Origin of the sequence: Erysipelatoclostridium sp. DFI.2.3 (genome assembly GCF_019132535.1) — a bacterium.
Classification (GTDB): Bacteria; Bacillota_I; Bacilli_A; order Erysipelotrichales; family Erysipelotrichaceae; genus Clostridium_AQ; species Clostridium_AQ innocuum.
Genome location: NZ_JAHOOJ010000003.1, coordinates 207771 through 221071 on the forward strand (window position 1 = coordinate 207771; position 13301 = coordinate 221071).

Sequence of the window (13301 nt, forward strand, 5' to 3'; positions counted from 1 at the left end):
CTGTGCACATAATTACATAAGCTTTTGAAAAAACAGCAGAATTGCTGTTCATCTGAAGAAAAAGGAAATCTCAAGCCAGCCTTTATACGGCATGGAAAGGGATTTCCTATTTTTTTGCTTACAGTCTGATTTTCTTACGCTTCCTTTAATAATTCTTTCAGCTTTTCCACAGCCTCCGCAAAGCTACGCACAAAATATCCGTGCTTTAGGATTGCACCCAGAACATAATGATTCATCCCCATCGTCGGTACTGCATAGCAGTTGGCAGACTGCAGACGGATATCACTGTTGATACCGATAATAATTTTGGTATCCGATTTGATCGCGATTCCCAGCTCCACCATGACACCGGCATCCTCATTTGTCAAATCCGCTATGAAGATATCACACGCTTCCACAGCCTGTGTATCTCCCTCATAAATCATTTCCGGTGTCGGCAGGGATTGCTTGTTTTCGTTAAACGGCTGATCGATCGGATTGAAAATATCCAGCTCTGGAAATTCTCTTCGTAACATGACCCCTTCCGCTTTACGCTGGGCAACCTCTGCCTCATTAAACAGCGACCCTGCTACATAAACCTTTAACATCTGCATCACTCCTCATCTTTTCAAACTGCATTATACTATAGGATGCAGCTGTCCGTAAACGAAAACACCTTCCTGTTTTCTGCGTGACTGCCGCCTCATAACTGCTATAAAATTGCTCATAGCATTCCACTATCTGCCTTTTTTTGTGTATTGTGCTGTTTTATGTTAGCTGTACCGCTGTCAGCTGCTTTCTTCTAAAAAGTATATGGCAAATATGCGCAGTTGCTTATTCCTCCTGCTTTTTTTATACTATATACAGGTCATGACCTACTGCCTGGATTTTCCGCACGGACGCCGTCTCCTTCCTTTTACACGTGTGGAAAACCCGGCAGTTCAGCAGTGTTCAGGACTCTATTTTGCAGAAAATATGTTTCTTTTGGACTTCCTATGTATATCCTGTATATTTTTTCATCAGCATATGTAAAAAAGTGCGCAAATTGCATAAAACCTATAAGAAACATGATACAATAATTTAAAGGAAGGTGGTATTGTATGAAAGGCTATCAGCTGAAAATCACCCTGAAGGGTACATCGCCTCCCGTGTGGCGCCGTATCTGGATTCCGGCAGATATGACATTCCGAAATCTGCATGAGGCGATTCAATATTTATTTGGATGGATGGATTATCATTTATACGATTTTGAAATTGCCCGGGAGCATGTGAAGATCCTGTGCGATGATGGAGAAGCCTTTGAATTTGAAAGAGATACGGTTTTTAAGGATATGGATACCCCGCTGCATACCTATCTGAAAGAAAAGATGAAGCTTGTATATACCTACGATTATGGAGATAACTGGGAACATGTCATTCTGGTTGAAAAGCAGAGTGAGGAGGCACAGTCCCAGATAAAGCTTCTGAAATGGAAGCAGGATAATCTTGCGGAGGATGCCGGAAATGTGGACGGCTATCAGGAAATCGTTGCGAAAGCGGCAGATGAAACAAACGAAGAGCATGAGAAAATGAAAAACTGGCTGGAAATGCAGCATATTCCCTTTGATGAGGAAATGGTGAGGGAGGATCTTGCCTCCATCACGCAGGAGGATATGTATTTCACATTGAGTCCGGAAGCCGGAATGGTTCTTAATGAAGCACTTGCCGCATTCATCGACCAGCTGGACAAGATGGAGCTTTGCGGTATGAGTCTGATAACAGCAGATGATCAGGAAACAAAAAAGGTGCTTGTAATCGCTCAGTATGAGGAAGGCTATAATATGCAGCTGTACGAGAATGAGACGGATTATATGCGTGGCGTGGAAAGTACACCTGAGCTGCCCGGCTATAATCTGTATGCCAACGGTGTAAGCATCATCTGTCTGGATCAGGGCTTTCAAAGGGGAGATGGCTGGGTAAGCGAGGATGGAACCTGTATTGTCAAAATCATGCAGACAGGCTATCTTCCTATGGATCCGGATGATGAGGCGGCTTATGAAATTGCGAATGACCTGCACGATTTTCTGGATATCCTGCAGTCCTGCGGCCACCGCAACCTGCCGGATTACAACGAGGGGCGAATGCTGTCGGGTATATGGAAAAAGGATGGCACGCTGGATATCAGTTATCCGGAAATCCGAATGCTGAATGAAAGCATCACACTGCATTTGCAACCGGATCAGGCTGCTCTGCTGAACAGGAAGAAAAAAACGATCAGGGAGCTGCAGGTCGATCTGATTGCGGATTTGTTAGAAACAGTAGCAGATATCCGCCTGCCCCTGTATCTGACTCTTGAAAATGAAGATTATCAGCTGAAAATACCGCTGGATGATGAGAGCTATCGCGGTTTTGAGGAGATGAACAGAAGTGTCGTATCCTTACTCTGTGGATTTATGGAAGAGTATGGAAGGATTACCACAATCATCGTTAATAATGATAATATGGCACAGATGCTCAGCGGACTGTGTGAGGATTTATCAATAAAGCTGCGCATTGAAGACTTTATGAGTGAGGCACAAAAGCTCATGATGGAGGAGGACCTGCACCACGACTTTGAAATGCTGAATACGCTGGCAGGTATGAGTGAGGAGGAATTTTATCAGTTTCTCGATCAGCTCGATGAACACCAGCTGGAAGGCTTCAGTCAAATGATTGAGCAGTACATGGATAAATACGGACTGGACAGTGAGCATGACAGCCCGCTGCCGAAATTAAAAGCAAAAAAGCACTTCGATGCCTGAGTATTCTGTACGCAGAAGTCCTGTGATTGTCGAGAACAGAAGAAATGAAGCCAAGCCTTTTGATAAGAACAGAACAGTAAAAACGGAAAGCTGTATACATAGCATACGGCGCCTGCTCTTCTTATGCAATGCATAAGGTATCTTTCAGAGTGTTGAAAGACATACAATAGTCACAAGAGACTTATCCATTTGGTTATCATAAAGATTACATAAAAGGATCAATTTCATCGCTTTTATAAAAAGAAAACGATGAATCTGATCCTTTTTGCTATGCATGAGCTGTATCTTTTCCATCTTTAAGCAAGGGTTCATAATCAGAGTGCTTGCTTTGGTGTTCCTATAAGATAACAAGACACCTCATGTTTGCTTTCCTACGCTGTAACTGCAAATATTGTTCAAGATAAGGCATTGAAGAAAGAAAAGTAGGAACACACCGATGTTCAAATGCGCATTCCATAAGCACTTTTTTCATGCTCGCGCTCAGCTTCCAACCGGCATTTGCATGTCATCATCTGTTTGAGAATTGTTTAAAACTTGAAGCTCTCATTATAGTAATCCTGCAGCTGCTTTTGATATTGCTGTGGGGTCACATTACAGATTTCACGAAAATCATGAATGAAATGTGCCTGATCATAAAAGCCGCACTGCTGGGCAATGGCAGTCAAAGTAAGCTTTTGTTCCTTCAAAAGACTAACAGCCTGATTGATGCGCTGTATTTTCTGTATGGTTTTCATACTGCAGCCAAGGCGCTGCTGTACCAGACGCTGCAGATGCCGGCGGCTGTAGCCGAAGCTGTCCATTACATCGGCGATACGCGTCTTAGCGGAAAGTCCCTGCATAAGAGCTGCCATTGCATCATCCTGTTTGTTCATCATGGAGAGAAAAATGGTATCGAGCTGCTGAAAAAAGGACGCTTCCCCTTCTGCCTTGTCATAGGCTTCCATAATCAATGCATGACATCGGTGATTCACCTGCTTCAGCTCGATGCGCATATCACGATACGGATATTGGTCTGCCAAGAACAACGCATGGGAGCCCGAGGGACGAAATTCCACAAAATACTGAACCTGATCCTCCCCCTCCTCTTTCCAGACGGTCACCATTCTGGTTGTCGGTCCCCAGTATTTTAAATCCAAACCGCTATCCTGCTTCATATTCATGACAATACAGCCGCTGATATCCGGAACCAGATGCAGCTGCTCGGTTATCATGTAGTGGCTGTGGCAAATCGTATAGTGTGCAATATATGGTCGCAGCAGGGGGTGCGGCAACAGATACGTATGCGTATCCGTTTTCCACAGACAATCCTGAATATCCTGCTTCAACTTCATACTATTTTTCAATATACTGTATCGCGATACAGTCCAGACCCGTATGCGCCGCAATTACGGCACTGATGGTATTGATTCTGATTTCTAGGCGGCTGTTTCTCTCCAACAGCTGTCTGCGGATATCCTCCGCTTTTTCCAAACAGTCGGAATGAATCACATACACATAGCCTTCTCTGCCTGCCAGCTTTTCACTAATCGTATCCACAGCATGAGCAGCTGCCTTTTTCTCTGTACGCACCTTTTCCAATACGTCGATTTTTCCCTGTGTGGAGGGATCGATGATAAGCACAGGCTTGATTTTCAAAAGACTAGCCGCTGCGGCTGCCAGCGGGGTCAACCGGCCTCCCCGTTTCAGATGCTGAATATCATTCGGCAGAATCAATGTTCCGCTCGTCCTGATCAGCTTACTCAAAAGCTCGCTGATTTCGGCACCGCTTTTTCCTTCATCTGCATATCGTTTTGCCAGCAGTGCTTCATGTCCCTGCAGATCACAGGTTGTAAAATCCTCGATATGAATGACTGGTATACCAATCTCTCTTGCCATTACCTGAATGGTGTTGAAGGTCGATGAAAGACCGGATGATAAGGGAACCGATACGATTTCTTCATAGCCCTGTTCCTTGATTGTACGTAGTGTAGCCTCGATAACACTGCCCACCGGCATACTCGTTTTCGGAGTATGCTGTTTACGCAAAGCTTCATATAATTCTTCCGTACTGATATCCACACCATCCTGATATGAGTGTTCCTCATCAATTACCTGTAATGGTAGAAGGAATATCCCATGCTCCTGTGCCTGCTGAATCGTCATAGCACTTCCGCTGTCCGTTAATATTGCTGTTTTCATATCCTGACACCTCTTTCATAAACTTACTTATTCAAAACACACTCCTATTTTACACCAAATTACTCGGAAATGAAAATTAAAGTTTGTTTTGGTCTGTGAAAGAGAAAGCATATAAGCTTCTTAACTAAAAATTTCATGAAATCGTGTAGTTTCTATAAGAAATTATCACACACCGAATGCTGTTCATTTGTTTCGACACAATTCTTCTGTGTACTTTACTGCTTTCATACATACACACTTTAGCGAATTCTTCTGTTATCGTCTTTTCCTGCAGCTTGTTCTACTGCACACTCATGACCACTGTGTATTTTTCTGTCATTTTGACAATCACTCTCGCTTGTCTTATGATATGTACGTGAGATAGCAATCACGTTCGATCAAAGTGTTTTATTATCTGTGGTGGAAAGGAGTACAGATATTCCTTATATCTGATAGTGAAGCAGCATGAAATATTTATGGAAGGGTTCCTTTGTGGACAAGGAGGATATCCACATCGATCTGCATGATCGCGGCTATCAGTTTGGAGATGGTATCTACGAGGTAACACATGTTTACAATGGTGTGCTATTCGCACTGGATGAGCATATCGACAGATTGATAAACAGCGCTGCCTTTATCGAATTAAATTTGCGGCATACAAAGGATGAAATCGCTGCATTCTGTAGAGGACTTGTAGAACAGAATCACATCGAAAACGGGTATATTTACCTGCAGGTAACACGTGGTGATGGAACGCTGCGCAATCATGGATTCTCCATGTATGAGGAGCAGCAGCCGGTATTCTGCGGTTTTGCGCAAAGCAGTACACGCAGTGAAGAAAAGATGGTCAAGGGGGCTGATGCGATAACAGTGGAGGATCGCCGTTCTCTTATGTGTAATGTGAAGTCACTGAATCTGCTGCCAAACTGTCTGGCCAAGCATGCAGCACAAAAAAAAGGTGTCAGCAAGGCAATCATGGTGCGTGACAATATCGTTACAGAGGAAAAGTCCGGCAATATCTTCATCGTAAAGGATGGCATAGTTCTTACTCATCCCAATGGCGGAAAAATTCTTCCGGGTATTACGAAACAGCTGATCATCGAGCTTCTCCATCAGCACAATATTCCGGTATGGGAAAAGGAATTTAGCGAGGAAGAGCTGCTGCATGCGGATGAGGTCATGGTAACCGATACCAACAGTGAAATTGTTCCTGTTATCAAAGTCAATGATATCATTATCGGGAATGGTGCACGCGGTGAAATAACCAAAAAAATCCAAATGCTCTACAAATCCCTAATTGAAGAGAAATGTGGTAAACTGTAAGTATGTAATCACTACGGGGAAGAAACGAAGCAATGTTTCTTCCTTTTTTCCATCTGGAGGGTTTATGAAAAAATCAAGAAGAAGTCAGCTTCTGCAGCATATTGCAGAAATCACATCCATCGCTATTGCGAATAAAGAATATACTGGTATCAATACCGACGCCTTTACCATCAGTCTCGATCTGAATCTTGACCGTGCTAATGTCAGTCGTATGCTGAATGATCTGTGGCGGGAAAATATTCTTATCAAAATACAGGGACGCCCCACCTTTTATCTGCACCGTAAAACACTGCTGAAGCGCTATCCCAATTCCTATATACCAGCGCTCATACCTAAAAATGAAGAGCTTGCCACTTATCTGGAGCACTCGCTTGTACTCTCTCAGGAAACAGCGAAGGAAGCATTTACCAGTTGCATTGGGCATTCCATTCGGGAGAGTATGTATCCCATCATTGAGGACATCAAGGTCTTTCTCACCTATCCACAGACCATGCGCTCCATCATGATCTGCGGTCCGCACAAAAGCGGAAAGCATCATCTATTACGCTGTATCATGCAATATCTGAAAATTGACACAGAACAGCTACTTCATATTGACTGCGCAGCAATCGCGTTAGGAAAGCTGACAATTTCTGACATTATGCAGCGAATCGATACAAGCCTTGATCAGGAAAAAAGCAACATCATCCTGTTTGAAAACCTGGATGCACTCACGGAACTCCCTGCAAGCATTACGACGATGGAAACCTTGCTCCGCTTTTATCAGCGAATGGCAGAGAGCAATGAGCTGAACCTGCTATTTCTTGCCGTGACTGCAATGAATGAACACTTTCTACAGCTGCAAAAGCTGTTTCAGAAGGTATATGAGCTCCCTGATTTGAATAGCAGAACATTAAAGGAAAAGTATGAGTTTGTGTTGCATTTTATGCAAAATGAAGCAGATGCAATCGGTAAGACGATTTCTCTATCCTCCTCCATTCTAAATTGCTTTGCGACTGCATGCTATCCGGGGAATCTACAGTATCTGAAGCAGGAACTGCGACACGCCCTTTCCTATGCATACATACAATCCTCACAACAGCAGGAAACCTTTATCACTATTGATTATCAGCATCTCTCAGATGAACTGCTTGCCAGTATCCGCAATGTATCCGATATACTTCCCATCATAGAAAGCATTACCTCCACACTGCAGGAAAAAAATCACTTTCTGATTCCGGAGACAGAATGTATTCCCCTGCAAAAGCTGCTGCACAGCTGTATTCAGGAGGATGGTATCCTGCAGGCATTCACACACCGGGAGCCAAGACTGTCCGAATACTGTAAGCAGGAGCTGCGCAATGCCGCAAAGCTGGAAATCAATCAGCTGTATTCACTGTCATTACAGAAGATACGGGACTGCATACAGCAGGTTTTGGATAAACATGCCTTCACAATACAGGAAAAGCAGCTGGATAAGCTGTGCATACGTATAAACAATCTATTTTCCATATTGAAGCATCACTCCTATTCCACCGCGTTCGTCCCCGATATGGATATGCAGGATACTGCTATACAATTGCTTTGTGAGGAAATATGTGAAGCATTAAAACAAACCTTTGATAGAAAGCTTCCGGATATGGAGCAGTTGTTCATGTATTGTTATCTGTTGTATTCCAGAGAGCATCACATAAAGGGCAGCATCGCTGTTTTGGTTGCCTGTCAGTGTGAGGGAATTGCTGAAAAATATGCCACCCATGTAAATACTATGAAGTATCAGGTGAAATGCCGGTACATTGATGAAACTGGTACAGCATCCACAAGAAATCTGACAGCCTTTCTCAGTACCGTTGTGGATAAGGTAAGGGAAATTGATGAGGGAAGCGGTGTTGTCATCATTACCGATTTTAATCCTCTGCTTGATTTTGATTCCGAAATTCGCAGCAGTACAGATATCGAAACGGTAACGCTTTCCCCAACCTCACTGCCGCTTCTGATTCAGGTGATGAATATGGTGAACAATCCATCTATACAGCTGGAGGATATACGGAATTATGACTATGGAACCGCCCTGCAGATACCGCAGAGCGATTCGACAGGCTATGGTATTGAGATACAGAAAACGCTGGATGATGTAGCGGACAAAATTCTATCAGAATCTCTTGTATTCCTGAATCCGAAGAAAGCTACAATGGCATTGTTTCGAGTATTGATGAAAATTTATGAGGATCTCGGACTAAATTATACTGATGAAATATCCATCCGTTTTATTTTCCACAGTGCGTTTATGATTGAGCGTGTAATTCGTAGAGAACCGTTGATCTATAAAAATACAAACAGTATCATTTCCACAAACCGTGAGGTTTATACTTCCATTGACCGCAACATGGAGCTGGTGAATGATGTATTCGGTATCAGCATTCCATCCAGTGAAATTGCACGACTTTCTGAAATTTTTGTTGATCTTATCAATGGTTGTGAACAGGAGGAATGTAGGACAGGCATTGATTGATACCAGGCAAAGCCATCATAATCATCTCATATCGCAATGCACTTATTGTTTCGATATCAACTATCATAGATCATTCTAAGGCGATTCCTGATAAGCACCAGTAAAAGGCTGATCCTGAAAAGTCAGCCTTTTATCTTCTATTTCTGTTCGTATCATCACGTTTTAAATACGTTTTTTATTACTACCAACACATGATAAATGTTTCCTTATTGCAGGTACTGCAGACCGCTTCTGCTTGATTCTTAACCTTAATACCGTATAGGCAGCATATTTTTTAAAATCAATGCAGCATAATCAAACGCAGGTACTACATGGAAAACAGGATGCATCTCTGCACCCTGTTTTCATTTTCTATAAATATCAATAATGCGGCGTATTTCCGCTGCATTATTCGCGATTTCCGCTTGTGTCCCATTTGTAAGCAAGCCACCGAAGCCTACACAGGAAATCCCGTTTTCCAGCCACTCCTCTAAATTATCAAGACTTGCACCGCCACTTGCCATTAACGGCATTTCCGGAATCGGTGTTTGAATGATTTTCGCAAGCTGCGGCCCATAGAAATTGGAAATCGGAAAGGCCTTGATATAGGAGGCACCAACCTCTAACGCCTCCAGCATCTCTGTAATGGTCGTACAGCCTGGTGCGTATGGTATCTGATAGCGATTGCACATACGCGCGACCTCTCTGCTGAAATTCGGAGCAATGACGAATTTCGCTCCTGCCAGAATTGCCATACGGCAGGTTTCCGCATCCAGTATTGTTCCGGCTCCGACTAGCATAGTCTTTCCAAATTCATGATTCAGTGCCGCAATGACATCTCCTGCATTGGGGAGTGTATAGCTGATTTCCATCACATCAACACCACCCTGCAAACAGCCTCTTGCAATTTCCTTTCCCCGTTCAATACTCTCTGTACGAACGATTGCCATAGCACCGCATGCCTCCATACGGTTCACTATATCTGCTTTAAACATATTACATCTCTCCTTCCTGCACATAGTACTGCAGCATTTCCCGAATTTCAGCCAATACAGCCTCATTCGGCATAATGATTGGTTTTCTGCATTCTCCAGCCGCTATTCCAGCCATATTCATAGTAGCCTTTAATACCGACGGTATACTCCCCAGCTTCAACACCTTACGCAAAGGCTCGATCTTTTCCTGCATCATCTGTGCCTCTGCCAGCTTTCCTTGTTCAAAATATCTAATGATAGCCACATCAATATCGGTTAGCAGATTACTGGTAGCCGCCACTGCCCCCTTTGCCCCCAGCTTCAATGCCTTTAGTATCAGGGAATCACTCCCACTGAGGACGGCAAATTCCATCTCCCTTGTAAGCTCTATATACTGTTTAATCTGTTCGATATTACCACTGCTGTCCTTAATTCCGACAATATTATCATGACACGCAAGTGCTGCTGCGGTTTGCGGTTCAATATTGTTTCCTGTATTTTTAGGAATATTATAAAGTATAATCGGTATGTTAACAGCATCTGCGACCGCTTCATAATGCTGTAATAGCTCCTGCTGGCTCAGCGGTACAAGAAACGGTGTAATTACACTGAGTGCAGTAATACCCGTCTGTTGCAAAGCCTGCGATAGCTCGATAACCTCCTGTGTGGAATTGCCGCCGCTTCCTGCATACACAGGAACTCTGCAATCAGCATATTCTACCACCATTGCGGCTAGCTTTACTTTCTCTTCTCTGCTTAAAACATGAAATTCACCGTTTGTTCCCAATATAAATATTCCATTAACCCCCTTTTGAATGAGACGTTCCACCAGCCCGCGTACCGCTTCCTCATCAATACTGCCATTTCTCATCGGTGTGACCATTGCAGTTATCAATCCTTTAACTGTCATTGCTGTTCCTCCCTTCGTGTGCGTTCACCAAGACTTCCTCCCGGATGCCATTTTAAATAATCCTTTCCGGTGATATTTTTACGATATTGCAGCAGAACGCTGAGACTCTGCAGCACAAGCAGCTCTACCAAAATACTGGCTCTCGGCGGTTTATTAAGACGATCGCCTTCCTGCTCCACATGAGCATACAGCTGTGCATCACTGTTTGCATACAGCCAGGAATCAGTATTTCCACAGACTGCAATGATTACGGCACGATTTTGCTTCAGCGTCGTTACCGTCTGCTTCAGTTCCGCAGTATTCCCGGAATTGCTGATGACGATGACCACATCCTGCTCGGCCACCTGACCGGCACTTCCATGAACCGCCTCTGTACCATCCAGAAAATAAGCCGGTGTGCCGGTTGACGAGAGCAGAGATGCAGCATAGCCTGCAAGATGCGCAGGCTTTCCGATTCCCGTCACATGAATACGACAGCCTTTCTGTTCCGCTTCCTGAATGAGATTTCCAGCCATTTCCAGCTGCTTCATATCATATGCTTTCACCGCCTCGTGCAGTTGCGCCTCCGCAAGCCGCATAAAGCTTTGTATTTCTTTTATATGCTCCATACTTCCTCCTTTTTATACAATCTGTTTCCGAAAGTTTCCATATACCTGAATTTGTGAGCTGACGATTACAAACGCTTCCGGATCTGTTGTCTGAATCAGCTTCACCATATTCTGCATCTGATCCCTTGTCACGACACTGAGAAGGATTTCCTTCTCGGCCTTTGTATATGCACCAAAGCCGTTCCAGCAGGTGATTCCGCGCTCACTGTAAGCAAGCAGACGCTGACGCAAAAGAGCACTGTTCTCTGTAAAAATCATCAGCTCAACCTCAATATTTCTTTTATGGATACGATCCACGGCAAACGACAGCAGTGTAGAGTGGATCATAGAATACACAGCTGTTTGGAAATCATAAAATAGTAAACAGAGCAGATAGACGGATGTATTCACCAACATATAAATACTGCCAACGCTTCCCTTGTTGCTCTGGGAAAGATAAATACCAATCACGTCAATGCCTCCTCCGCTTCCCTTTCCATTAAAGATCATCACTGTACCAATCGCACATAAGACAGAGCCCACAATGACAGCAACCAGCGGATCCTGCAGGAGCAGCTCACGCTGCACAGGTATCAAAGATAGCATCAGGCTCTGCACAGCAATCGTCAGCAGCGTCATTACGGCAAAGCGCCTGGATACATAATGAAAGGCAAACAAAAAAATGAGAATATTTAAAAGAAAATTGATGATACCGGCAATATCAAAGGGAAACTGCATACCGCTGCATACCGTTATGAAATCTCTGAGCAGCTGAGCAATCCCCATGAAACCCGCACTATACACCTGTACAGGTATCAAAAATATATTCAACGATATTGCAAACAATACTGAACCCAGCAAAACCTGCAGGATATCCTTAACAGTTTCCTTCGTCATGTACATAAACCCGTTGAACGCGTTTCCCCATTCCACAGGTAACCTCCACCGCCGTTCCACCGGTTTCCCGTCCAAGCAAATTGGCACTGATGCGCTGTGTTCCCTCACTGCCCAACACTGTAATGGTATCATTCACCCTAACATCTGGGATATCAGTGATATCGACCATCATAACATCCATACAAATTTTACCAAGAATACGTGTGCGTTTACCGTGTACTAATACATACACCTGATCCGAAGCATACAGACACCGGGAATATCCGTCCGCAAAGCCCAGTGATACAACAGCGATGCGCATTGGCTGTGGGGTGATAAAGGTTCTGCCATAGCCGATGCCTTCTCCCTGCTTTACATCACGTATTGCATAGATGCGTGCTTTCCAGTTGACAATCGGTTCCAGCTTCAGATATTCGATATCCGCATCCGATCCCAGTCCATACAGATACAGTCCCACCCGCACCATATCCAGATGCATTTCCGGATTGGTGAGCGTTGCCTTGGAATTGCAGCAGTGACGAATACCGGGATCTATATGATCTTCTTCAAGACGATGCAACATATCACAGAACAGCTGATACTGCCGAGCAAGAAAGGCTTCATCCTGCAATGCTTTACTGCCGGCAGTTGAAAAATGTGTGTAAATGCCGGTAATCTGTAGCTGTGGCAGTTCATATAATGTCCGCACTTCTTTGTAGGCCTCTGTAATACGCTCCTCCTCGCATGCGATCCCCAAGCGATGAAAGCCGGTATCCAGCTTGATATGCATAGACAGGCGAAGCTTTTTCTGTTCACACAGCTCTGCAATATGCAGAGCATATGAATAGGATAGAGCACTGCAGGTGATATTCTTCTGCGCTGCCTCCTCTATATTGCTGTCATCAAGAAAGCCGAATACCAGAATGGGTGTTGTGATGCCCTGATCACGCAGCTCTCTGGCCTCATAAAAGGATGCTACCGCAAACCAGTCACTCATATCCTCGATTGCTTTTGCGATACGGACTGCCCCGTGTCCATAGCCATCAGCCTTCAGCACAGCTAACAGCTTGGTATCCTTTGAAAGCAGAGCTCTTACTTTTCTTGTATTTTCTTTCAGCTGTTGCAGATTCACCTCTGCATAGGTGCGATAAGGTAATACCTTCATATATTGTTCACGTATGAAGCATGTAAGATACGCCTCATACCTCTCCTTTCCTTCGCCTTTTTGAAAAAATGGATCAATGC

General features: G+C 44.0%; 11 protein-coding genes. 3 read left to right on the top strand and 8 right to left on the bottom strand.

The genetic code is table 11. From position 1 onward, the window contains the following. Window positions 1–134 precede the first annotated feature (134 nt). A complete protein-coding gene (locus KSZ58_RS04780) occupies window positions 135–587 on the bottom strand; it encodes a nucleoside 2-deoxyribosyltransferase (protein WP_008816703.1) in 453 nt (150 codons plus the stop codon). A 492-nt stretch (window positions 588–1079) separates the two neighbouring features. Here KSZ58_RS04780 and KSZ58_RS04785 point away from each other — a divergent pair, with 492 nt between their 5' ends. Next, window positions 1080–2759, top strand: coding sequence for a plasmid pRiA4b ORF-3 family protein (locus KSZ58_RS04785; protein ID WP_009588762.1), 1680 nt, complete (start codon window positions 1080–1082; stop codon window positions 2757–2759). Window positions 2760–3286: 527 nt separating this feature from the next. On the opposite strand, the gene KSZ58_RS04790 is transcribed toward KSZ58_RS04785, so the two are convergent. Together KSZ58_RS04790 and KSZ58_RS04795 are read right to left on the bottom strand one after the other, a co-directional pair. Then, window positions 3287–4090, bottom strand: coding sequence for an AraC family transcriptional regulator (locus KSZ58_RS04790; RefSeq protein ID WP_008816701.1), 804 nt, complete (start codon window positions 4088–4090; stop codon window positions 3287–3289). Between the two features lies 1 nt (window position 4091). Continuing rightward, window positions 4092–4937, bottom strand: a complete 846-nt coding sequence (locus KSZ58_RS04795) for a DegV family protein (RefSeq protein ID WP_009270562.1) — start codon at window positions 4935–4937, stop codon at window positions 4092–4094. Window positions 4938–5381: 444 nt separating this feature from the next. Between KSZ58_RS04795 and dat the strand changes: the two genes are divergently transcribed. Next, window positions 5382–6239 carry a D-amino-acid transaminase gene (gene dat, locus KSZ58_RS04800; protein WP_002605809.1) on the top strand — a complete coding sequence of 286 codons (858 nt, stop codon included), beginning with the start codon at window positions 5382–5384 and terminating at the stop codon, window positions 6237–6239. 64 nt (window positions 6240–6303) lie between these two features. Beyond that, window positions 6304–8730, top strand: coding sequence for a PRD domain-containing protein (locus tag KSZ58_RS04805; protein WP_022300330.1), 2427 nt, complete (start codon window positions 6304–6306; stop codon window positions 8728–8730). A 344-nt stretch (window positions 8731–9074) separates the two neighbouring features. On the opposite strand, the gene KSZ58_RS04810 is transcribed toward KSZ58_RS04805, so the two are convergent. From KSZ58_RS04810 to alr, 5 genes are read right to left on the bottom strand one after another with little or no spacing between them, the layout of a single operon-like run. Next, window positions 9075–9704 carry a ketohydroxyglutarate aldolase gene (locus tag KSZ58_RS04810; RefSeq protein ID WP_009270564.1) on the bottom strand — a complete coding sequence of 210 codons (630 nt, stop codon included), beginning with the start codon at window positions 9702–9704 and terminating at the stop codon, window positions 9075–9077. Between the two features lies 1 nt (window position 9705). Continuing rightward, window positions 9706–10593: a 4-hydroxy-tetrahydrodipicolinate synthase gene (gene dapA, locus KSZ58_RS04815; RefSeq protein ID WP_008816697.1), complete on the bottom strand. Its 888-nt coding sequence runs from the start codon at window positions 10591–10593 to the stop codon at window positions 9706–9708. Next, the gene (locus tag KSZ58_RS04820; RefSeq protein WP_002605813.1) at window positions 10590–11201 is read right to left on the bottom strand and encodes an SIS domain-containing protein; all 612 of its coding nucleotides are present in this window, start codon (window positions 11199–11201) and stop codon (window positions 10590–10592) included. The genes dapA and KSZ58_RS04820 overlap by 4 nt, the downstream gene beginning before the upstream one ends. 12 nt (window positions 11202–11213) lie before the next feature. Then, complete coding sequence (locus KSZ58_RS04825) at window positions 11214–12113, bottom strand: YitT family protein (protein ID WP_008816696.1); 900 nt, start codon at window positions 12111–12113, stop codon at window positions 11214–11216. Beyond that, on the bottom strand, window positions 12058–13221 hold the full coding sequence (gene alr, locus KSZ58_RS04830) for an alanine racemase (RefSeq protein ID WP_224721005.1): 1164 nt from the start codon (window positions 13219–13221) through the stop codon (window positions 12058–12060). The genes KSZ58_RS04825 and alr overlap by 56 nt, the downstream gene beginning before the upstream one ends. Window positions 13222–13301: the final 80 nt, after the last annotated feature.

Coding starts and splice junctions, on each gene's coding strand:
- KSZ58_RS04780 (WP_008816703.1), bottom strand. CDS start 587: ATGTTAAAGGTTTATGTAGCAGGGTCGCTGTTTAATGAGGCAGAGGTT.
- KSZ58_RS04785 (WP_009588762.1), top strand. CDS start 1,080: ATGAAAGGCTATCAGCTGAAAATCACCCTGAAGGGTACATCGCCTCCC.
- KSZ58_RS04790 (WP_008816701.1), bottom strand. CDS start 4,090: ATGAAGTTGAAGCAGGATATTCAGGATTGTCTGTGGAAAACGGATACG.
- KSZ58_RS04795 (WP_009270562.1), bottom strand. CDS start 4,937: ATGAAAACAGCAATATTAACGGACAGCGGAAGTGCTATGACGATTCAG.
- dat (WP_002605809.1), top strand. CDS start 5,382: ATGAAATATTTATGGAAGGGTTCCTTTGTGGACAAGGAGGATATCCAC.
- KSZ58_RS04805 (WP_022300330.1), top strand. CDS start 6,304: ATGAAAAAATCAAGAAGAAGTCAGCTTCTGCAGCATATTGCAGAAATC.
- KSZ58_RS04810 (WP_009270564.1), bottom strand. CDS start 9,704: ATGTTTAAAGCAGATATAGTGAACCGTATGGAGGCATGCGGTGCTATG.
- dapA (WP_008816697.1), bottom strand. CDS start 10,593: ATGACAGTTAAAGGATTGATAACTGCAATGGTCACACCGATGAGAAAT.
- KSZ58_RS04820 (WP_002605813.1), bottom strand. CDS start 11,201: ATGGAGCATATAAAAGAAATACAAAGCTTTATGCGGCTTGCGGAGGCG.
- alr (WP_224721005.1), bottom strand. CDS start 13,221: ATGAAGGTATTACCTTATCGCACCTATGCAGAGGTGAATCTGCAACAG.